Raw genomic sequence first — 21,737 nt, 5'->3', positions numbered from 1 at the left:
TGCCACGCTTTTCAGCGCCAAGCGACCGAGGTTCCTGTTCCGTTCGGGGATCTGGCCCCTCTTACTCCAAAACCATTCGATAACCAAGCCGGCGGAATAGATCCGCTACCAACGCCCGGGATTCCTGATTCTTTAACAATGCCGCCTAACGTGAGGCCAACTAAATAAGAAACTGCTGATATCAGGGGTTTTCGGCGTGAGGGGCAAGGCCATATCGATGATCGGCATCGCAGCCGTTTTCGGGGCGATCTCGATCTTTGCCGCGGATTTCTGGGTCAAAAGCCAGGCCAAGGCCGATTCCGAAGAGAAGACGTCGTCAATCCCGGCACCTGTGGTGCCGAAGGTCGAGTTCAAGACCATCGTGGTGGCGAATGCCCCATTGCGCTACGGCATGGCGCTCGACCGCGCGCAGCTCAGCGAAATCCCTTGGTCGCAAGAGTCCGTGCCGCAGGGCGCCTTCACCACCATCAATGCGTTGCTCGCCGATGGCAGCCGCGTGGTGCTGTCGCCGATCGAGGTCAACGAGCCGGTGCTGCTGGCCAAGCTGTCCGGTCCGAACGGCCGCGCGACACTCTCCAACATGATGACGCCCGGAATGCGGGCGGTCACCATCCGCACCGACGAGATCGCCGGTGTCGGCGGCTTCGTCACGCCCGGTGATCGCGTTGACGTGGTGCTGACGCGCGATGCCGGCGAAATTCAGGAAGTGGCCAAGAATGCGCAAGGGGCCGCCGGCTCGACCATCACCTCCGAGATCGTCGTCGCCGACGCCAAGGTGCTGAGCGTCGGGCAGGGTGCCGACGAACGCCAGACGACGCCGCAGATTTCCAATTCGGTGACCATCGAGGTGACGACAGACGGTGCGCAGAAAGTGGCGCTGGCCCGCACCGTCGGCACCTTGTCCTTGTCGCTTCGGTCCGCCAGCGAAGGCGGTGACGGCAAGAACGGCGTCACCACCATCTCCTCCTTCGGCGGATCGGTCGCCTCGGATGTGCAGGCTGCGGCCGGCTCGGTGTTCGACGCCGTGGTGAAAGAGCCGGAGAAACCGAAGTTCAAGACGGTCATCGTAACGCGCGGCACGAAAGCCGAGGAATACCAGGTTCCTTCGCGGGACCAGAAATAAGCCAGTGGGGACTGGGTGAGGAACGGGACAATGTTCGGGCTTTTCACATATCGGGTCACGGGACGGTTGCGCGTTTTGCGTGCGGTGGCTGTCGCGTCTTTGCTGGCTGCCGCGGCGATGCTGGCCTTCGGCGCCTCGGCGAGAGCTGACAACGACATCGTCTATGTGTCGTCGACCAAGAATGCATCGATCAAGGTTGCCAAGGGCAAGCCGAAGACGATCATCACCAGTGCCGCCTTCTACCAGATCGTCATCGGCGATCCGGAGATCGCCAATGTCAATCCGCTGACCGACAAATCCTTCTACGTGCTCGGCAACAATCTCGGCACCACCGGCATTGCGCTGTTTGATGAGAAAAAGCAGCTTGTCGGCACTGTCGACATCGAGGTGACGCTCGACACAGACCAACTGGCCAGCACCATTCGCGCCAGCGTGCCGGATGCCAGGATCAAGGTCGGATCGGCCAATGGCCGGGTCGTGCTGTCGGGCGAGGCGGATGACGCGGTCGCAGCCGAAAAGGCAAACAAGATCGCGACGCGCTTTTCCGGCACCGAGGAGGTCATCAACTCGGTCAACATCTCGTCGTCGCAGCAGGTCCAGCTTAACGTCCGCTTCGTCGAGATCAACCGCCAGGCGGGCCAGGATCTGGGCGCCAAATACGCCGCCAATTTCGCCTATGGCCTTGGCGGCCGCGACGTCTCGATCGATCCGGGCACAGTGCCGGCGGCCGGTACTGGCGAGATCATCGGTCGACTCTTGTCGAACGGCGTGTCGATCGATATCGCCATCAAGGCGCTAGAAGAGCGCGGTCTCGCCCGTCGGCTGGCCGAGCCGAACCTGATCGCCCGGTCCGGCCAGACGGCGAGCTTCCTCGCCGGCGGTGAGTTCCCGATCCCGGTCTCCGAGGACAATGGCAAGATCTCCGTCAGCTACAAGAAATACGGCGTCAGCCTGGATTTCACGCCTACGGTTCTGAAAGACGGGCTGGTCAGCCTTGATATCGCGCCGGAAGTCTCCTCGATCGACGCGTCGGCCTCCTACAATATCGGCGCCATCTCGGTTCCCGGTTTCATCGTGCGCCGTGCCAGGACGTCGGTCGACCTGAAGAACGGCCAGAGCTTCATGATCGCTGGACTGCTGCAGTCGCAAAACGACATCACCACGTCGCGCATTCCGGGCCTCGGCAAGATGCCGGTGCTTGGGGCGCTGTTCTCGTCGAAATCCTACCAGCGGCGCGAGACCGATCTCGTCATCATCGTAACGCCCTATCTGGTCAAGCCGGTCGATCCGTCGAAGAAGCTCGTCGAGCCGACAGATGGCACGCAGCCGGCCAGCAACGCCGACTATTTTCTCAACAACACCGAGGAAGTGAAGGAGTCCGATACCGGGCGCACCGTGGCGCTGGCGGACGGCCGCGTCACTCAACCTGCAGCGGCCGCTTCGGCTGGGCATTTCCTCGACCTGCCGAAGGATTGAAGCCATGCGTCTGGTCTTTGGATCGAGCGTCGCCTTGCTGCTGGCCGGCTTTGCCGCCGGCTGCACCAGCGACGACTATGTGCGCAGCGAAGGGCCAACGGCCGGCGCCGGAAATGCGCAGGCCGCCAACACCGTCATGCAGATGGTCGATCCCTGGAAATATGGGGTTCAGAACACCAGGCTCCTGGTGCCGGCCCAACGAGGCAGCGCGGCGGCTGTCACACCTGATCAAGCAGCCGGTGCGAAGGCGTCGCAGTCGACCACAGGCAACTGATTCAACGGGCAACTGGTCAACGGGCGACCTGACAGGCTGATAGAATGGCAAACGGCATCAAGACCAGGAAGATCCTGCTCGTATCGACCGACAGGACCTTTGCGCAGGACACGCGCACCGCGTTTTCCGCCTCCGAGATCATACAGCTCTCGACAGTGGAGAAGAACGTTACCGAGTTGCGCGGCGAGATCCAGGAAGCCGACTTCGGCGCCATCATCGTCGACATGGATGCTGCAAGGCTGGAGGAGGTCGAGTCGCTGCAGCGCATCATGCGCCGGCTGGAGGACAAGGTTCCGGTCGTCGTCGTCACGCAGGAGTTCAACGCGGCCGCGGTGCGTATTCTCGTGCAGCTCAAGGTCGCGGATTTCCTGGTCAAGCCCATCACCACCGCCGACCTGGTGCGCTCCGTTGTGCGGGCGCTGCAAGGACCCGGGCGTGAGGAAAACACCGAGTCGCAAATCTACACCTTCATGCCGGCCGCGGGCGGCGTCGGCACCACGACGCTGGCGCTCCAGACCGCTTTCCAGCTGCATCACTCGGTGACGCGCGGCGCGTCGACCTGCGTCGTCGATCTCAATTTCCAGCAGGGCGCCTGTGCCGAATATCTCGACCTCGAACCGCGTTTCGACATCACCGAGATCGAGAACCAGCCCGAGCGTCTCGACCGCCAACTGCTCGACGTGATGCTGTCCAAGCATGCCAGCGGGCTGTGCGTGCTGGCGGCACCGGCGCATCCAGCAGAGATGCGCTCGTTCAAGACCGATGTCGTGGTGCGCATGCTGGACCTCGTTTCGGCCTATTTCGACAATGTCGTCATCGACATGCCACGCACCTGGTTTCCATGGACGGAAACCGTGCTGCTCGGTTCCAACAAGCTCTACATCGTCGCGGAAATGACGGTGCCGTGCCTGCGCCACACCCAGCGGCTGATCCAGGCCGTCTACGAGACCGCCGGCAAGGAAGTGAAGCCGAACGTCATCGTCAACCGTTTCGAACAGAAGATGTTCGATAACGGCATCAAGCAGGCGGACGTCCAGGAAATTCTCGGCGAGCATTTCGTCGGCGGCATCGCCAACAACTACCGGCTGGTGCGCGAAGCGGTCGACCGCGGCGTGCCGCTGCACGAGATCGATCCCAACGCCAATGTCGTCAACGATCTGAAGAAGATCATCCTGCCGGAAGAAGCGGTTCCAACCCGGGCGAAATCGCGCTCGCTGTTTGATATGGGCCGTGGATTGCTGAAGAGGAAAGCCGGATGACCAGCCGCTTCTCCACCCTGCAGAACCGCGATGCGCGTCCGCAGCGCGCGCCTGAGACGACGCCGGTCGCCCATCATGCCGTGGTCATTCCGACCAGCCGAAAGGCTTTGCCGGCAAAGCCGGACACAGCGCCGGCAAAGAATGCCAACAAGGTGCTCGATGCGCGCGTGCGTATCCACCGGCTGCTGCTCGAAGAGATCAATCTTGTCGCGCTGGAGCGTTTGCCGAAGGATGAGATGCGCCGGCAAGTGCATGATTTCGTGTCGGAAAAGACCAAGCAGGAGCGGATGGCGATCAACACCGTCGAGCTTGATGCGCTGGTCGACGACATCGTTGACGAGATGGTCGGCCTCGGTCCGCTCGAGCCGCTGCTCAAGGACCCCGACATCAACGACATCCTGATCAACGGCCACATGAACTGCTTTGTCGAAAAGAAGGGCAAGCTGCAGCCGGTCCACATTCCGTTCAAGGACGAGGCGCATCTCCTGCGCATCGTCAACAAGATCGTCGCCGCGGTCGGTCGCCGCGTCGACGAATCGCAGCCGATGGTCGATGCCCGCATGCTGGACGGCTCGCGCTTCAACGCGGCCATCCGTCCGGTTGCGGTCGATGGGCCGCTGGTATCGATCCGCAAATTCTCCAAGAACAAGCTCGGCCTGCACAAACTGGTCGAATTCGGCGCCATCACCCAGAACATGGCCGAAGTGCTGGCGGCGGCCGTGCATGCCCGCAAGACGACGATCATTTCGGGCGGTACCGGCACCGGCAAGACGACCATGCTCAATGCGCTGTCGGCCTTCATTCCCGAGGACGAGCGGCTGATCACCATCGAGGACGCGGCCGAGCTCCAGCTGCAGCAGCCGCATGTCGCGCGCATGGAAACGCGGCCGGCCAACATCGAAGGCCATGGCGAGCTGAAGCAGCGCGACCTGGTCAAGAACGCACTGCGCATGCGCCCCGACCGCGTCATCCTCGGCGAGTGCCGCGGCGAGGAGGCTTTCGACATGCTGCAGGCAATGAACACCGGCCACGAAGGGTCGATGGCGACCATCCATGCCAACACGCCGCGCGACGCCATTTCGCGGCTCGAGCAGATGCTTGGCATGACCGGCATGCCGATGACGGTGCAGTCGATCCGCAGCCAGATCGCCAGCGCGCTCGACCTGATCGTCCAACTGACGCGCCTGTCCGACGGCAAGCGCAAGGTGACCAGTGTCGCCGAGGTGACCGGCATGGAAGGCGATGTCATCCAGATGCAGGAGATATTCCGCTTCGTGCGCACCGGCATGGAGGCCGACGGCAAGATTCTGGGCCACTACGAGGCGACCGGCATCCGGCCGCGCTTCCTCGAGGACCTGCGCGCCATGGGCATCGAGTTTCCCGGACGATATTTCGAACCCGGCCGGCCGCAGGAGTAGCCAGGTGTTCGATGGAATGAGCGCGATCTATGTCGTCTATGCCGCGGCCGCGCTGACCGGCATCCTGATCGCCGAGGCCTGTTACCTGCTTTATGCCGGCCGTAGCGACAAGCGCACCGCCATCAACCGGCGCATGAAGCTGCAGGAAAACAAGATCAGCCAGGAGCAGGTGCTCGTCCAGCTGCGCAAGGAGCGCGGCCTTGACGCGGGCACGCCGCTGTTTTCGGTGGACCGGTTTCGCGCTCTGCGAACCCAGTCGGGCATGATCATGCCGCTGTCGAAATTCCTCATGATCACCTGCGGCGTGGCGATGGCGATGGCCTTGGTCGCCATCTGGTACGGCTTGCCGCCGCTGATGGGGTTCGTCCTGTTCGTGGTGCTCATGCCGCTGTTGCCGGTGCTGACGCTGCGTTTCAAGCGCAAGCGCCGGCTGAAGCGGTTCGGCATGCAGTTGCCGGAGGCGCTGGAACTGATCACGCGTGGCCTGAAGGCCGGCCATCCGGTGCCGGTGGCGATCGCCATGGTGGCGCGCGAGATGCCCGACCCGATCGGCAGCGAGTTCGGCGTCATCGCCGACGAAGTGACCTATGGCTCCGATCTGGTTTCGGCGTTGAACTCACTGTTCGACCGGGTCGGCCAGGAGGATCTGCCGTTGTTCGTCACCGCCGTCTCGATCCAGACCAGTTCGGGCGGCAATCTGCGCGAGATCCTCGACGGCCTGGCGACGACGATCCGCGAGCGCGGCAAGCTGCGCCGCAAGGTGCGCGCCATTGCGACAGAAGGCCGGATGTCGGCCTACATCCTGACGGCGGTGCCGGCGTTGCTGTTTGCCGCCATCATGGCACTGATGCCGGGCTTCTACAGCGACGTCTGGGGCGAGCCGAAGACCTGGTATCTGCTTGGCGCGTCGATCACCTGGCTGATGCTGGGCAATTTGATGATGTTCAAGATGTCGAATTTCAAGTTCTGACATGCAGGGTTTCATCGAATTCCTCGCCTCGCTTGCGCCGACCTCATTGATGCCGGTGGCCATCCTGCTGCTGGCGGTGGGTGCTGCCGCTGTTGCCTGGCCTGTTGTCATGGCGAAGGGCGATCGCAACGAGGTCATGCGCCGGCTCAGGGTCGACAACGGTCCCGTGGCCGCCAAACCGGAGCCGGTGCAAAAGAAGAATACCGGCATCGTGCGCGAGAAGGCGGTGAAGCGGGCGCAGGAATTCTACGCCAGGAGCGATCCGGAAAATGTCGCCCGGCTGCGCATGAAGCTTATCCAGGCGGGCTACATGGAGCCGCGCGCTGTCGGTACGTTCTTCCTGATCCGGTTCACCGCGATGATCGGCACGGCAATCGGTGTGTTTGTGCTCAACCGCTGGATGGCCAGTCCGGACGCAACGATGGCCAGCCGCTGGACATTCGTCATCCTGTCGGGCGCGGCCGGTTATTTCCTGCCCGGCCTGGTGCTGAGCCAGAAAGTGCGGGAACGCAGGCGTGAGTACCGCAACGGCTTTCCCGATTTCATGGACCTGATGATTGTCTGCTCGGATGCCGGCATGAGCATGGAGGCAGGCATAGAGCGCGTCTCCAAGGAACTCGCCAAGACTTATCCCGCGCTCAGCCAGAACCTGCAGTTGGTGTCGCTGGAACTGAGGGCCGGGCGCAGCCTCGACGATGCGCTGAAGGCGCTCGCCGACCGCCTCAGCCTGGACGAGGTGCGTTCCTTCGCCACGCTGCTGCAGCAGTCCAAGGAACTCGGCACCAGCCTGTCGGGGGCGCTGCGCGTCTTCTCCGACGACATGCGCCATAAGCGTATGTCGTTGGCCGAGGAAAAGGCGCACGCTTTGCCGGCCAAGATGTCGGTGCCGGTGGTGGTGTGCATCCTGCCGGTGGTGCTGATGATCGCGGCCATTCCGGTCATCGTCAAAATGACGGCACACTAGGCATGATGCCGAAAGGTGTGAGGCTTCGACTCGACCTGAAATCATCCGGCTCTAGCGAGCGTCCCACAAAAGCCCTAGCAAGGGGCTGACCAACCATTGTTCTGACCGAACCCGGCTTTGCAGGTGAGAAGTCCATGCTGTTGCGCACCCTCTTCCTCGGCCTTGCCGCGGCCTGCCTGTCGCCCGCCTGGGCCGTGGCCGACGATTGCGGCGATGCCGCCGCCTTGGTGCAGCAGGCCTATCCCAAAGCTCGAAAGAACGCCGACGGCACCTCGTTCACGCTTGAGCCCCACACTAGCATCGCCCTGACATTCGCGTATGGCGATCCGCCAGGGCTGGTTTGCAAGATCTGGCCCGCCCATGACGATCTGCTGTTGGTGGCAGTGCCGCTGATGGACGGTTCCCAACCCCGCGACTATGCGCATGCCGGCGACATCGAGCTTTTGATTGTCGACAGGACGAGCCGACAGGTGCGCCAGCGCTTGCTCCAGCCTGGGCTGATGAATGATGATGCCATCGCCATCCGCAAGGTCGAACTTGATACCGGCCGCTATGCGCTGGCGCCCGATGTCACTGCCTTTGGCCTGCGCATCGAAATGGCGAACAATTCGCTGCCTAATCCCTTCAGTGAAACCGACCTGCGGCTCTATGCCGTCGATGGCGATTCACTGAGGATGGTGCTCGATGGCCTGGTCGTGGCCGGCAATGGCGGCGAGGGTGATACCAATTGTGCCGGATCCTTCCATACCAGTCGGGTCAGCCTGGCGATGAGCCCGGCCAAACATCATGGCTACCACGACATAACGGCGGTCGAGCAAATGGATACCGACAATCCGTTGCCCGACAAGAATGGCGAGTGCCAGTCCCATCCCGGCAAGTCCGTGAGCCAAACCTACCGGCTGCGCTATGACGGCAGCCGGTATACGGCTCCTGCGGGGCTCAAAGCCCTGGAGCCGTGAGGACGCCACTGGCTGCGACTGAAGTACAGTGGCCTGGTGGTTAATGGCTGGTGTGCCCGAAGCCGAATTTTGGCGGCGTTTCGGCACCGAAGTTTAATCGCCGCTGATATACGGTGTTTCCTGAAGAACGACCCGGCAAATCGGGCGATGAGGCAGGGGCATGCGTCACAGTAATTTCACGGCAATGGCCGCAATGGCGGCCGTCTTGATGATGTCTGGCTGTTCGACCAGCACCGTCGACACCACCAAGACCACCGCGATCCAACAGGCGGCAAAGGACACCGAAACCTCCGATCTGGCGCAAGGCAAGGCGCAGTTTCGCGACGCCAATTACGGCCTCGCCGAGAAGCACTTCCGCAAGGCCGTCGAGTTGAAGGCCGACAATGCGGAGGCCTGGATGGGGCTCGCCGCTTCCTATGACGAGCTCGGCCGCTTCGACTTCGCCGACCGAGCCTACGGCCAGCTTTTGAAGGTCGCCGGCCGCAAACCGCAGATCGTCAACAATATGGGCTATTCGCAACTGTTGCGCGGCAATCGCAAGAAAGCCAAGGCGCTGCTGCTCGAAGCGAAGGCCGGCATGGCCGATCCCACCGTCGTCAACGCCAACCTCGCTCTCCTGAACAAGGGTTGATCTCTCGTGCGATGGTCCGGTTTCGGGACACGTGCCATCGACGCTTTGTAAACCTTATCCGCAGGTTGCATCGATGGATCGCCTGAAAAGCGTATCTGAGCGCTGCCACTGACCTAGAATGCAGCGCAACCGCCGACGCTCGAGAGGCCCTTGCCCGAAATGCTGGACTTCAGTTCGCTCCTGCTCGCAGCCGCGCTGTCGGGCATATGCCTCAGCGTCACCATGTTTGCGATCTGGTTCACCGCGCCCAAGGCAGGTTTCGTCCTGACGGTTGCGTGCGGAATTCTGGTGCTCGTCGCGCATGTGATCCTGTTCTGGCGGTACACCAAGGATCCTGATCCACTGCTTTGCCAGATCGTGCTGGCGCTGCTCACTCTGGGGTTCCTGATCCTCTGCGTGTCGGCCATGCAATTTCTGGGGGTGCCCGGCTACAGGCGCGCCGTTGCTCCGGCGCTTGCTGCCATGGCCATTTGTGCCGCCGTGACCTTTATGGGCTTTGACGGCGTCGGCTTCATCATCACCTACACCACGGTGACGGCGCTGCTGTCGGCGATCGGCGCCATGTTCTGGATCAACGGCAGTCACGATCGCCGCATCCTTCTGGTGGTTTCGTTTCTGAGCGGCACCTGCGCGATCTCGTTTGCGCTTTGCGGCGTGGTTCTGCTGACCATGGGGCAATGGACGCTGGCGGTCGCGCCCGACAACTGGGCCGAACGACTGAATTCCGTCGTTGCGGTGGCCTGCATGACCGGGCTCGGAGCATTGACGCTCTCCCTCCATCATCTGCAGGCGCAGATCGAGCTCAAGGCCGAGACCATGACCGACCCGCTGACAGGATTGCTGAACCGCCGGGCATTGACGTCGCTCTACGGCGAACGGAGTTTCGGTCCGTTCATGTCCATTGTCATGTTCGACCTCGACCACTTCAAGCGGACGAACGATGTCTATGGTCACCCGGTAGGGGATCAGGTCCTGTGCCGCTTTGCCGCCGTCATCAAGCGATATGCACGGACCGGCGTCGACGCTTTTCGCCTGGGAGGCGAGGAGTTCGCAATCGTCATGTCGCGGATGACGGATGAAAAGGCCTACGATCTCGCCAGCAAGATCGGCGTGGCGTTCGGCACCGAAATCGTCCCCACCCAGCTCGGCAAATTGCGCAGCACGGTCAGCGGCGGCATCGGCTTTGGCGAGGCAAGCGGCAGCAGCCTGGACAATGTGCTGGCCGAGGCGGACGCGGCGCTCTATGCTGCCAAACGCGCCGGACGAAATTGCGTCATCAGCCGCAAGAGGATGGGCAAGGCCGAGCCGATCAAGCCGGCCTTGCGCTCAGCGTAATTACTCCGCGGCGCCCAGATAATCCGACAGCGGCGGGCACGAGCAGACCAGGTTGCGGTCGCCGGCGACATTGTCGATGCGTGACACCGGGGGCCAGTACTTGGCTGCCGTGTCGGCGTCGCCGGCCGGATAGGCCGCTTCCAGGCGCGAGTAGGGATGATTCCACTGGCCGGCCAGCGCCTCGGCGGCGGTGTGCGGCGCGTTGACCAGCGGATTGTCGGCCAAAGGCCATTCGCCCCTGGCGACCTTTGCTGCCTCTGCCGATATGGCGATCATGGCCTCGCAGAAGCGGTCGAGTTCCCGCTTGGGCTCGGACTCGGTCGGCTCCACCATCAGCGTGCCGGCGACCGGGAACGACATGGTCGGCGCGTGAAAACCATAATCGATCAAGCGCTTGGCGACATCGTCGACACTGATGCCGGCACTCTCCTTGAGCACACGGGTGTCGAGGATGCATTCATGCGCGACGCGTCCCTGCCTGCCCTTGTAGAGCACCGGGAAATGCGTACCGAGCCGCGTTGCGATGTAGTTGGCGGACAGGATCGCTGTTTCGGTCGCCTGCTTGAGGCCCGAGGCGCCCATCATGCGGATATACATCCAGGTGATCGGCAGGATCGAGGCGCTGCCGAAGGGGGCGGCGGAGACGGCGTGCGCCGAGCCTTCGGTGACATGGCCGGGCAAATACGGCTTCAGATGCGCCTTGACGCCGATCGGCCCGATGCCAGGTCCGCCGCCGCCATGCGGTATGCAGAAGGTCTTGTGCAGGTTCATGTGGCAGACATCGGCGCCGATGTCGCCGGGACGGGCAAGCCCGACCAGCGCGTTAAGGTTGGCACCGTCGAAATAGACCTGGCCTCCATGCTCATGGATCAGCGCGCAGAGATCGCGTGCGCCTTCCTCGAACACGCCATGCGTCGAGGGATAGGTGAACATCAACGCCGCGAGATCTTGCGCATGCTCAGTCGCCTTGGCCTTCATGTCGTCCATGTCGATGTTGCCGTCTTCGGTGCAGCGCACGACGACGACGCTCATGCCGGCCATTGCCGCGCTCGCGGGATTGGTGCCATGCGCCGAGGAGGGAATCAGGCAGACGGTGCGGTGGTTGTCGCCGCGAGAGCGGTGGTAGCCGCGGATGGCGAGCAGTCCGGCATATTCGCCCTGGCTGCCGGCATTGGGCTGCAAGGTGACGGCGTCAAAGCCGGTGATCTCCGACAGCCAGCCCTCCAGTTCGCCGATCACGGCACGGTAGCCTGTCGAGTGCGCGGCCGGGGCGAAAGGGTGCAGATTGGCAATGCTCGGCCAGCTCACCGGCATCATCTCGGCGGCGGCGTTGAGCTTCATCGTGCAGGATCCCAGCGGGATCATGGCGCGGTCGAGCGCCAGGTCCTTGTCGGCCAGCCGGCGCAGGAAGCGCATCATCTCGGTTTCCGACTTGTTCTCATGGAAAACAGGCTGCGTCAGGAACTCCTTGCCGCGCGGCTTGCCGGGCACCGTGCTGTCGGCGGAGGCACCAGCCTTGGCGCCGAACAGGGCCGCGATTGCGTCGAGATCGGCCTCGGTGGAGGTTTCGTCGAAGGCGATGCCGATGTGGTCGGCATCGACGGCACGCAGCAGTCTGCCACCCTTTTCAGCGGCGGCGGCGATCGAAGCTGCCTTGCCCTTCACCTCGGCCGTCACCGTGTCGAAGCGGCTTGAACCGAGCACGGAGACGTTTGCTGCTTTGAGCCCGGAGGCAAGACGATTGGCCAGCGCATGGATGCGTCCGGCAATCGCCTGCAGCCCCGCGGGGCCGTGCCAGATGGCATAGGCGGTCGCCATGTTGGCGAGCAGCGCCTGCGCGGTGCAGATGTTGGAGGTCGCCTTGTCGCGGCGGATATGTTGTTCGCGTGTCTGCAAGGCAAGCCGGTATCCAGGCCGGCCCTTGCTGTCGGTGGACTGGCCGACCAGACGGCCGGGCATCAACCGCGTCAGCCTGTCGGAGACGGCGCAATAGGCCGCGTGCGGGCCGCCAAAGCCCATCGGCACGCCAAAGCGCTGCATCGGGCCGACTGCGATGTCGGCGCCAAGCTTGGCCGGCGCTTCGGTCAGCGTCAGGCCGAGCGGGTCGGCGATGAAGACGACGAGGGCGCCGCTCGCGTGTGCCCTGTCGATCGCTGCCTTGTGGTCGCCATAGACGCCAAATGTATCCGGCCAGGAGACGAGCAGGGCGGCGGTGTTGTCGTCGATCGTCTCGCCATCGATCTCGATGCCGAGCGGCTCGGCACGGGTGCGCACCACATCCAGCGTTTGCGGGTGCGGCGTGCCGGCAAGTGCGATCTTGGTGCGCTTGTCGCGGTGATGGCGCAGCGCAATGCCGACCGCTTCGGCCACGGCGGTTGCCTCATCCAGCAGCGAGGCCGAGGCCACCGGCAGGCCGGTCAATTCGGTGACCAGCGTCTGGAAGTTGAACAGCATTTCGAGCCGGCCCTGGCTGATCTCCGCCTGATAGGGCGTGTAGGCTGTGTACCAGGCAGGACTCTCGAACAGATTGCGCTGGATAACCGGCGGGACATGGACGCCGTGATAACCGGCGCCGATGAAGCTCTTCAGCACCGTATTCCTGGACATGACAGCCGAGAGTTCGGCCAGCGCTTCCGCCTCGCTCGCCGGTGCTGGCAGGGCAAGCGGCCGATCGAGCCGGATCGACTTCGGTACGGACTGGCTGATCAGCGTCTCGATCGAGGGCACGCCGATGGCGGCCAGCATCGCTCTGGTGTCGTTGAGGCCGGGACCGATATGGCGGGCCGAGAAGGGGTAGGGTGCTGCGGTCATGTCAATAAGTCCTGATATCAACCGATATGGGCTTTGTAGGCGGCCTCATCCATGAGGCCGGCGAGCTGACTTTCGTCGGCGAGCTTCATCTTCCACAGCCAGCCGGCCCCTGTTGCGGCCGAGTTGACCAGTGACGGGTCCGACGACAGCGTGCCGTTGGCCTCGGTGATCTCGCCATCGACTGGCGCATAGACATCGGATGCCGCCTTGACGGATTCGACCACGACGGCGGTGTCGCCCTTGGTCAATTTCTTTCCGGTCTCCGGCAGTTCGACGAAGACGAGGTCGCCTAGCTGCTCCTGCGCGTAATCAGTGATGCCGACCGTGGCGATGCCGCCCTCGACGCGGAGCCACTCGTGATCTGATGTGAAATAGGTCGTTGCCATGGAAATCATCCTTTGCGGTAGCGATGCGGCGTGAAGGGCAGGGAGCTGATATCGACTGGGATTTTCGTGCCGCGCACATCGGCGAAAACCCGTATTCCGGGCTTTGCCAGAGGCGTCGAGACATAGCCCATGGCGACCGGATGGCCGGCCGAGGGGCCGAAGCCGCCCGATGTGACATGGCCGGCCGGATTGCCGTCGGCGTCGAAGAGCGCGGCACCACCACGCACCGGCTGGCGGCCCTCCGGCTTCAAACCGACGCGCTTTTGCGCGGGTCCTCGTTCCACCGCGGCGCGGAGCGCATCGGCGCCGATGAAAGCGCCGGAAGCGCGGATGTCCTTCGGGATCGCCCACATCAGCGCGGCGCTGGCCGGATCGGTCTCCGGCGTGATGTCCTGGCCATGCAGGCAGAGCCCGGCCTCAAGCCGCAGGCTGTCGCGCGCGGCCAGTCCGATCCACAGCACGCGTTCATCGCCGAGCAATTTGCCAACGAGATCGCGCGCATCGGCCTCCGGCAGGCCGATTTCGAAACCGTCCTCGCCGGTATAGCCCGACCGGCTCATGAACCAGTTCTTGCGCGGTTCGACCCCGTGCATGAACAGCAGCGAACCGGTCTCGATGCCGGCGCGGGAAAGAGCAGCCCAGGCTTCAGGACCCTGGATGGCCAGGAAGACGCGGTCGAGCGGCTCGACCTTCGCGTCGAAATCCGCGGCAAGTGCACGCAAATGCTTTTCGTCGGCCACGGCGTTGCCGGCATTGGCGACCACCATGAACCTAGCATCGCCAAGCCTGGTGACGATCAGGTCGTCCAGGATGCCGCCTGCTTCGTTGAGGAAGAAGGAGAGTTTGGACTGCGAGATTTCGAGCGCGCCGGCATCCAGTGGGCAGGCGCGGTTGAGCAGCGCAACCGCATTCGGCCCGCTGACCTCGAACAGCTTCATATGCGAGATGTCGAACAGGCCGGCATGTTCGCGGGTGTGAAGGTGTTCCTTCATGACGCCCGCCGGATAGGTCAGCGGCATCGACCAGCCGGCAAAGGCGCCGAAGCGCGCACCGGCGGCCACATGGATGTCTTCGAGGGGAAGGTGTCTTGTGTCGTCGCCCGTCATGTCGTCTCCAGAGTCGCACGCAATCGGTCGCGAATGGCGACCAGTCCGTGCCCCTCTGTCTGAAGCCTGAGAGACTCGCGCAGCCGGAACTCTGTCAGCGGCGCTTACACCTTCGGCGCGGGGGCAAGCCCCGACTTTCCAGAGTGTCTTTCCCGTCTACGGTTCTTTTGCCTGAGAGATTTCGGGCGATTTCCCCTTCGGCGACAGCTCTCGCTGTTCTCTCCCGCAAACAGGTAGGACTCAGACCCTGAGTCCTCGACACGCCATCCATAGCTTGCGCGCGACGGCTTGTCACCTGTCAGCGACATCTAAAGCGCGTGCATGTCGTTCTTCAAAACCGCGGCACGCTTTCAGGCGACATGCGCTGGCGACAAGTCTTCGCTAACCACGCCGTTTGCCGGTTTTTCAAGACACTTTCGTCATGTGCCCGGCCGGCTACGAAGCACCGACGCGCGATGTGGCGCTGCGCCGCGATGCCTTCCTCGAAGATGCCAATCCGGAATCGGCGGCGCCGCGCCGAGACGATCGATGCCGGCGAAGCCGGCTGGCTGATCGAACATATCGGCGTAGACAGGCCTCTCTACGAGAACGAACGCGCGTTGTTGATCCTAATCAGGCACGCCTCGCCGGAAATTCAACCGGCGCTGAGGCCGCTACTCGATAAGGTAGCCTGACCGATAGAGGGTCGCCTGATCAGATCTGGTCGACGTCCACGTATATCCGGGCCAGGCCTTCCCGAACGGTCGACATGGCGTCGGCGACACTGATGGCGATATGGTCATGCATGAGCCTGGCGGCGCTGTCGGCATCGCGGGCTACCATGGTTCGGGCGATTTCGCTGTGTTCGGTGTAAGTCGTTGACAGTCGCCGGTGCTTCTCCACTTCGATCTTGCGAACGAAATGGATGCGCGTGTTGATGCCTTCGAGCATGCGCGCCAGTTCGGAATTGCCTGACAGCCTGGCGATGCGGATGTGAAATTCCTCGTCCCTGGCGGTCAGCTCAGTGCTGGAAAATGAGTCGGCGCGCGCCATGGTGAGCGTCCACCAGTCGACGAGCGCGGCGATTTCCTCATTGGTCGCGCGCTGGATCGCCAGCCTGACGGAACGCTCCTCGAGTACGGCCCGTACGTCGGAAAGATTGACGATCTCGTCGACATCGAAGCCGCGGCAAAAGAAGCCCCGATTGGTCTGGAAAGTGATGAGTTCCTCCGTGACCAGCCGCTGGAGGGCCTCCCGGATGGGACTGCGGCTGACATTGAGCCTCGCGGCAAGCGCCACTTCGTTGATGCGCTCGTTCGGCTTGAAGCGATAGTCCATCGCCATGCGACGGATCTCTTCATAGACACGCGGTCCGGTCTTGATTGGCTTGGATGCCAACGCCGCGCTGTTGTCCTGGTTGCTTTGCCTGGTGGGTCGGAGCATGGCGTTGGTCAAGTCTTTGCGGCGCTTGGTTCGGCGAACCGCGCCTGTGTGGGAAGGATACCGTCGAGGGCGATTGGTGCAGCCCGGCCGGCGATCAGATCGGCGACGATGCGGGCCGATCCATGCGCCATCGTCCAGCCGATATGGCCGTGGCCGGTGTTCAGCCAGAGGTTCTTGATGTTGCGACGACCAAGAACCGGCAGATTGTCGGGCGTCATGGGTCTCAGGCACGCCCGCATTTCGGCGCGATCATAGGCGATACCGCGCGGAAACAGCTCCTGCGTGATGCGCTTCATGAGGGCAAAATCCGAAGGCTTGTGGCTGCGGTCATAGCCTGCGAATTCCGCGGTGGCGGTGACGCGGATGCGATCGCCCATCGGCGTGATGGCAACGAGATTGTGCTCGTCGATGACAGGGAGTTTTGGAGCCAGGGCCCGGTCGACGATGGGATGGTCAGGGAATAACCCTTGACCGGATAGATCGGCAGACCAAGGCCGATCTTGCGGGCGAGGATCGGGCTCTCGGCGCCCAGGCACAGAACGTAGGTGTCGGCCACAAACTCTCCCTTGTCGGTGACGACACGGGCGATCGCTTCGTTCCCGCGTTCGATTCCGACGATCCTGGTGCCGGTCAGGATCTTGCTGCCCCTCGTTTCGACGATGGCCGCCAGCGCGCGCGTGAACTTGGCGGCGTCGCCAGTTTCGTCGGTCGGACACAGTATGCCGCCGGCGATACTGCCACGCGACGCAGCCAGCGCCGGTTCGTGGTGAACGATTTCCTGTGCGTCGACAATGCGGATCTCCTGGCCGTCGGCCTCCAGCAGACGCATGTTGGCGACGCCCTTGTCGAGCGCCTCACGGCTGCGGTGGAAATAAAGAATACCGGCCGAGGTCCTGTCGTACTGGATCGCTTCCTCTCTGACGACTGTCTGCAGGACCGATTGGGAATGGACCGCAAGCCGGTGTTTGAGCAGGGTGTTGCGACGCGCTTTGGCGGCCGTGCATTGCATGAGGAAGCGCAGTGACCAGCTGTAGAGATGCGGATCAGCGGAAAGTTTGAAACGAAGCGCCTGGTCTTTCAGGAACAGCGACTTCAGCAGGATCTTTGGCGCCGCTGGCGATGACCAGACGAAGGAATGGCCGGGTGCGATCATGCCGGCATTTGCCCAGCTCGCGCCCTCGGCCACCTGTGGCGCCTGCTCGAGAACGGTGACCGTGTGGCCGTCCTTCTGCAACTGATAGGCAGTGGTGATCCCGACAACGCCGCCGCCCAAGATCAATACGCGCATCGCTGTCCCGAATGGCTTGTCGTTTTTATTGTCGACAATTCAATAGGAATACGCTGGTCATTGTCAACGGCGCGGGGGCGACGATCGATTCATCGTTCAAACACGGCGAAATCCCAGCATTCTCGGTTCTCGAAACTGAACGGAACTCTTGACACGTTTGCCAATGTTGTCGTTTCTATTGTCGACAATTCTGATAGCATCAGGAAGGGGACTGCGCCATGGACGCCCCGATCGGCCGCTCCGACGACGCGCTTGTCATCGACAAGGAACACATCCCCTTCACGACCGACGACGGCATCGGCACCCGCGCCAATCTCGGCCTGCTCGTCCTTCGGACCGACCAGACCATCGAGGATGAATTCCGCTATGCGCTGCCCGCGCGTGACATCGCGCTGTACGAGGCGCGGCTCTACAGCGATGTCGAGATCACGCCGGAAAACCTGATGAAGATGTCGGCCGTGATCCCGGGAACGGTCGGGCTCTTGCCGGACGTCAAGTTCGATGTGATCGGCTTTGCCTGCACCTCGGGAGCGCTGGTCATCGGCGAGGACAAGGTCGCCGAACGCGCTCACGAGGTGCTGCCGGGCGTGCAAGTGACCAACCCGGTGACGGCGGCACGGGCGGCGCTGAAGGCCCTGGGCGTCTCGCGGATCGCTCTGCTCACCCCCTATCTCGCGAAAATCAATCATTCCCTGCGTGCTTCCCTGATGGCGCGGGGGATGGATATTCCGGTCATGGGCTCCTTCAATGAGGCGGACGACAATGTCGTTGCACGCATCACGCCGGCATCGGTGAAGCAGGCCATTTTGGAGATCGGTGCGTCGAGCGACTGTGAGGCGGTGTTCGTTTCCTGCACCAGCATGCGCGTTGCCCGCATCATCGAGGAGGTGGAGAAGGAACTGGGGAAACCGGTAACCTCGAGCAATCACGCCCTTGCTTGGCACATGCTGCGGCTCGGCGGCATTGGTGAGCAGATCGCCGGAAAGGGCGAACTGTTTCGCCACTCGCTAGGCTAGCATCTTCAGAACCGGATTTGCGGTGTGCAGCTCAGATCCCGCCATACCAGTCGTAGCCATTGTCCTCCCAATAGCCGCCCCGACCGCCGCCGACATCGGCAAAGCCGTCGACCAGTTCGATCTTGTAGAGATATTTTGGCATCTTGTAGCCAAGCTGGCGCTCGACCCGGACGCGCAGCGGCGCGCCGTTCTCGACCGGCAGCGGCTTGCCGTTCAGGCCATAGGCAAGGATCGTCTGCGGGTGACGGGCATCGATCAGGTCGATGCTGCCGTAATATTTGATATCACCGGAGAGGCTGCGGTCGATCGTGTCGAGGCAATGGAACATGACGTAGCGCGCCTGCGGCTTGACCACCGCCTGGTCCAGCACCAGCGACAGCGGCGTGCCGGTCCATTTGGCTATGCAGCTCCACCCTTCGACGCAGTCATGACGGGTGATCTGGGTGCGACTCGGCATGTTCTGAATCTGCTCGCGGCTGAGCGACAGCGGTTTTTCGACGAGACCCGTCACTTCCAGACGCCAGTCGGCGAAATTGTTGGCGAGCAGGCCCTTGTAGGTGTCGTCGTCCGGCGCCGTCACACCGTTCGGCCGTTGCGGCTGGCGGATGTCGGCCTCGGTGAATTCCGGCGCCAGCGCGTCGCGTCCGGCCAGCAGGCGCTGTGCGCGGTAGGTCAGGCCGTTGGCGTTTTCGAGGAAACTGCGCAGGCCGCTGCCAATGCTTAGCTGGCTGTCGAAAGCGTCGCAGCCCGACAGGATGATGCCTGAGGCGCCAAGGCCGGCACCGGTCAGGAATTTGCGGCGGCTGATCTCAAACTTCGCCATGTCAGGCACTCCTCTCGACGGGTTTATCGTCCTGTGCGGGAGGATCGGTGCGATACCAGCCGGTGATGATCGAGCGCAGTTCGTTGATCGGGCCGGCGGCCAGGATCATCAGGATATGGACGACGAAGAAGGCGACCAGCAGCACCATGACGGTGAAATGGATGGTGCGTGCCGTCTGCCGGCCACCGAGCAGATCGTTGAGGAACGGCAGCACCGAATTCATGCTCGGCGACATGGCCAGGCCGGTGATGATCATCAGCGGCAACAGCACGAACAACACGCCGCCATAGGCCATCTTCTGCAGCGTGTTGTATTCGCGCTTGTGGTGGAATTTGAGCTTGGCGTGGTCGACGATGTCTTGCGGCAACCGCTTCAAATCGTCGAGACGTGGCGCCAGATCGCGCCGCAAATGGCCGTTCGCGGTGCTGGCGACAAACCAGACGATCAACGTCGTGGTGAGTATCCAGGCAAAGAAGAAATGGATGACGCGCGCGGTGCCGAGATCATAGTAGGACGGGATGGTCGCCCAGGACGGGAAGGCGCGGGACGTCTCCTGGCCGGCCGGACCCGACCAGCCGAGCAGCCCAGTGGTGTCGAAGCGCTTGCCGAAGATCTCCGTGTAGCCGCGCGGACCCGCATCGGAGTTCTCGGCGCCGATGGCGAAGATGGTGTTGTTGTAATCGAAGCCCGATTGCTTGCCGATATAGAGCTGCGGACGGGCATTGAAGATCTGCAGGCCGGACAACAGCATGAAGAACAGCGAGATCGCCCACAGCCAATGCGTCAGCCGCGTCCAGCGCGACTGCCGGTAAATCAGCGTTTTGTCGTTCGACGCCGAAGCGCCTGGATCGGCGGCGGATTGGCTTCTGGCAACGGATTCCATCGTGTTTCGTCTCCCGGCCTCGCGGCATGGCCTGCGCGCTCATTGTCCTCCTGATACGTCGCGATCCAAACCGATGTTTCATCCGATCACGGATTTATTACGGACCGCCCAGGCTGACGGCGAGATTGACGGCGGCGGCGACGATGACCGTGTTGAAGAAAAACGACAGGATGGAATGGACAAGCACGACACGACGCATATGCGTTGTCGAGATGTTGGTATCGGCGGTCTGTGCGGTCATGCCGATCACCGTTGAGAAGTACAGGAAATCCCAGCCCTCCGGCCGTTTGTCGCCCGGGAACAGCAGTCCGCCGACCGGGATTTTCTTCCTGGTCTCGGCATCCACCGCATCGCCATCCATCCAGTAGACATGGGCATAATGGAGCGCTGCCATGGCATGGATGGTGAACCAGCCGAGCGGGATCGACAGCAGCGCGAAGATGAGCTCGATGGGATGGCTTCTGTCCTTCTGATTGATCAGCAGGAACAATGCGACGACGGCAACGCCGACGACGACAAGCGTCACGGCGAAGATGACCAGCACCGGCTGGTCGGTGGCACGCGCGTTCTTGCTCAGATACCTGCCGGTGAACTTCGGCATCTGGGCGACGACGAGAATGACATAGGCGGCAAAGAACGCGTTGGCTCCGATCGAATAGGCAAGCGGAGCGTGCAGCAGCAACGCCACAAGAAGCGCAAAGACGCCGAAGCAGGCAGACACAGCGAACAGCATGTGGCGCTGCATGGGTTTGTCTATCGGAGCTTCGGCGGCCATGGTGGTTCCAGCCTGGATAGCACTAATCCGGTGTGGCCGATTTCACGGCCCGCCGCAAGATGCGGTCGAGTTCGCCGAGAAACCGTGACCGGTCTTGCGGCGCGAAGCTGGCATTGTAGCCCTTGCTTTCGCCGGTCTCGCGCAGATGCTGCTTCAGGTCACGCATCGCCACCGCCATGCCGATCGTTTCCGGCGTGAAAGGACGCCCCGTGGGTCCAAGCACATGCGCGCCAAGCGCCACCGCGCGGGCGGCCAGCGGAATGTCGGCGGTGATCACAATGTCGTTGGTGCGTGCATTGTCGACGATCCAGTCGTCGGCGGCATCAGCGCCCTTGGAGACCACCACATTGCGCACCATCGGATCGCGCGATGGCCGCAGGCCGCCATTGGAGACGTAGGTGACGACGACGCCATGCCGGTCGGCCACTTTTTCGACCTCGGCCTTGACCGGGCAGGCGTCTGCATCGACGAGAATGGCGGGGAGTTCGCTCATGTTTCTTTTCTCCTCCCATTGTGAAACCACAGAGGTCGCGGGCCGATTGGGCGGCGGCCTGTAATCTTCAGTAAACCACCACGCTGCGAATGCTCTCGCCCCGATGCATGAGGTCAAAACCCTTGTTGATGTCCTCGAGCTTCAGCGTGTGGGTGATCATCGGGTCGATCTGGATCTTGCCGTCCATGTACCAGTCGACGATCTTCGGCACATCGGTGCGGCCGCGCGCGCCGCCGAAGGCGGTCCCCATCCAGGTGCGTCCGGTGACCAGCTGGAACGGCCGTGTGGAAATTTCCTGGCCGGCGCCGGCGACGCCGATAACGAC

19 protein-coding genes, 3 pseudogenes and 1 riboswitch are annotated in these 21,737 nt (G+C 62.7%); of the genes and pseudogenes, 12 read left to right on the top strand and 10 right to left on the bottom strand.

What is annotated here, in order from left to right:
* Positions 1-196 precede the first annotated feature (196 nt).
* The 10 genes from cpaB to EN943_RS04055 all read left to right on the top strand — a co-directional run bounded on the left by cpaB (position 197) and on the right by EN943_RS04055 (position 10,409).
* Positions 197-1,123, top strand: a complete 927-nt coding sequence (cpaB, locus tag EN943_RS04100; protein WP_245475576.1) for a Flp pilus assembly protein CpaB — start codon at positions 197-199, stop codon at positions 1,121-1,123.
* Between the two features lie 30 nt (positions 1,124-1,153).
* A complete protein-coding gene (locus EN943_RS04095) occupies positions 1,154-2,599 on the top strand; it encodes a type II and III secretion system protein family protein (protein WP_127411609.1) in 1,446 nt (481 codons plus the stop codon).
* 4 nt (positions 2,600-2,603) lie between these two features.
* Complete coding sequence (locus EN943_RS04090; protein WP_013531962.1) at positions 2,604-2,873, top strand: hypothetical protein; 270 nt, start codon at positions 2,604-2,606, stop codon at positions 2,871-2,873.
* Between the two features lie 44 nt (positions 2,874-2,917).
* On the top strand, positions 2,918-4,132 hold the full coding sequence (locus EN943_RS04085) for a CpaE family protein (RefSeq protein WP_127411608.1): 1,215 nt from the start codon (positions 2,918-2,920) through the stop codon (positions 4,130-4,132).
* A complete protein-coding gene (locus EN943_RS04080) occupies positions 4,129-5,550 on the top strand; it encodes a CpaF family protein (protein WP_027036832.1) in 1,422 nt (473 codons plus the stop codon). The genes EN943_RS04085 and EN943_RS04080 overlap by 4 nt, the downstream gene beginning before the upstream one ends.
* Positions 5,551-5,554: 4 nt before the next feature.
* The gene (locus EN943_RS04075; protein WP_127411607.1) at positions 5,555-6,520 is read left to right on the top strand and encodes a type II secretion system F family protein; all 966 of its coding nucleotides are present in this window, start codon (positions 5,555-5,557) and stop codon (positions 6,518-6,520) included.
* Between the two features lies 1 nt (position 6,521).
* The gene (locus tag EN943_RS04070) at positions 6,522-7,484 is read left to right on the top strand and encodes a type II secretion system F family protein (RefSeq protein ID WP_013531958.1); all 963 of its coding nucleotides are present in this window, start codon (positions 6,522-6,524) and stop codon (positions 7,482-7,484) included.
* Between the two features lie 134 nt (positions 7,485-7,618).
* The gene (locus EN943_RS04065; protein WP_127411606.1) at positions 7,619-8,443 is read left to right on the top strand and encodes a hypothetical protein; all 825 of its coding nucleotides are present in this window, start codon (positions 7,619-7,621) and stop codon (positions 8,441-8,443) included.
* Positions 8,444-8,603: 160 nt separating this feature from the next.
* A complete protein-coding gene (locus tag EN943_RS04060) occupies positions 8,604-9,074 on the top strand; it encodes a hypothetical protein (RefSeq protein WP_127411605.1) in 471 nt (156 codons plus the stop codon).
* 159 nt (positions 9,075-9,233) lie between these two features.
* Positions 9,234-10,409, top strand: a complete 1,176-nt coding sequence (locus tag EN943_RS04055) for a GGDEF domain-containing protein (protein WP_127411639.1) — start codon at positions 9,234-9,236, stop codon at positions 10,407-10,409.
* Here the strand turns inward: EN943_RS04055 and gcvP are convergent, their stop codons facing one another.
* The 3 genes from gcvP to gcvT are packed head-to-tail and all read right to left on the bottom strand — an operon-like array spanning position 10,410 to position 14,712.
* Positions 10,410-13,220 (bottom strand): aminomethyl-transferring glycine dehydrogenase, encoded by a 2,811-nt coding sequence (gene gcvP, locus EN943_RS04050; protein WP_127411604.1) that lies wholly within the window; start codon positions 13,218-13,220, stop codon positions 10,410-10,412.
* A gap of 17 nt (positions 13,221-13,237) precedes the next feature.
* Entirely contained in the window at positions 13,238-13,606 is a 369-nt protein-coding gene (gcvH, locus tag EN943_RS04045; protein ID WP_013531953.1) for a glycine cleavage system protein GcvH, read from the bottom strand.
* 5 nt (positions 13,607-13,611) lie between these two features.
* On the bottom strand, positions 13,612-14,712 hold the full coding sequence (gene gcvT, locus EN943_RS04040; protein ID WP_127411603.1) for a glycine cleavage system aminomethyltransferase GcvT: 1,101 nt from the start codon (positions 14,710-14,712) through the stop codon (positions 13,612-13,614).
* Positions 14,713-14,861: 149 nt separating this feature from the next.
* A riboswitch (glycine riboswitch) is annotated at positions 14,862-14,948 on the bottom strand.
* A 179-nt stretch (positions 14,949-15,127) separates the two neighbouring features.
* On the opposite strand from gcvT, the pseudogene EN943_RS38960 reads away from it, so the two are divergent.
* Positions 15,128-15,386: pseudogene (locus EN943_RS38960) on the top strand (hypothetical protein); the annotation flags it as partial.
* 19 nt (positions 15,387-15,405) lie between these two features.
* Here EN943_RS38960 and EN943_RS04030 read toward each other — a convergent pair.
* Together EN943_RS04030 and EN943_RS04025 are read right to left on the bottom strand one after the other, a co-directional pair.
* Positions 15,406-16,089, bottom strand: a complete 684-nt coding sequence (locus tag EN943_RS04030) for a GntR family transcriptional regulator (protein WP_245475575.1) — start codon at positions 16,087-16,089, stop codon at positions 15,406-15,408.
* 53 nt (positions 16,090-16,142) lie between these two features.
* A pseudogene (locus tag EN943_RS04025) lies at positions 16,143-17,422 on the bottom strand (D-amino acid dehydrogenase).
* A gap of 218 nt (positions 17,423-17,640) precedes the next feature.
* On the opposite strand from EN943_RS04025, the gene EN943_RS04020 reads away from it, so the two are divergent.
* Positions 17,641-18,438 (top strand): aspartate/glutamate racemase family protein, encoded by a 798-nt coding sequence (locus EN943_RS04020; protein WP_127411601.1) that lies wholly within the window; start codon positions 17,641-17,643, stop codon positions 18,436-18,438.
* A 31-nt stretch (positions 18,439-18,469) separates the two neighbouring features.
* On the opposite strand, the gene EN943_RS04015 is transcribed toward EN943_RS04020, so the two are convergent.
* From EN943_RS04015 to EN943_RS03995, 5 genes and pseudogenes are all read right to left on the bottom strand, one after another.
* Positions 18,470-19,261, bottom strand: a complete 792-nt coding sequence (locus tag EN943_RS04015; protein WP_127411600.1) for a molybdopterin-binding protein — start codon at positions 19,259-19,261, stop codon at positions 18,470-18,472.
* A gap of 1 nt (position 19,262) precedes the next feature.
* Entirely contained in the window at positions 19,263-20,144 is an 882-nt protein-coding gene (locus tag EN943_RS04010) for a cytochrome b/b6 domain-containing protein (RefSeq protein ID WP_127411599.1), read from the bottom strand.
* Between the two features lie 97 nt (positions 20,145-20,241).
* A complete protein-coding gene (locus tag EN943_RS04005) occupies positions 20,242-20,919 on the bottom strand; it encodes a DUF1345 domain-containing protein (RefSeq protein ID WP_127411598.1) in 678 nt (225 codons plus the stop codon).
* A 22-nt stretch (positions 20,920-20,941) separates the two neighbouring features.
* Positions 20,942-21,412 carry a YaiI/YqxD family protein gene (locus EN943_RS04000; RefSeq protein ID WP_027036816.1) on the bottom strand — a complete coding sequence of 157 codons (471 nt, stop codon included), beginning with the start codon at positions 21,410-21,412 and terminating at the stop codon, positions 20,942-20,944.
* A gap of 67 nt (positions 21,413-21,479) precedes the next feature.
* Positions 21,480-21,737: pseudogene (locus EN943_RS03995) on the bottom strand (S-(hydroxymethyl)glutathione dehydrogenase); the annotation flags it as partial.

The sequence above is a fragment of the Mesorhizobium sp. M7A.F.Ca.US.006.01.1.1 genome (genome assembly GCF_003997935.1).
Classification (GTDB): Bacteria; Pseudomonadota; Alphaproteobacteria; order Rhizobiales; family Rhizobiaceae; genus Mesorhizobium.
This window is presented reverse-complemented; position numbering and strand designations above follow the sequence as displayed.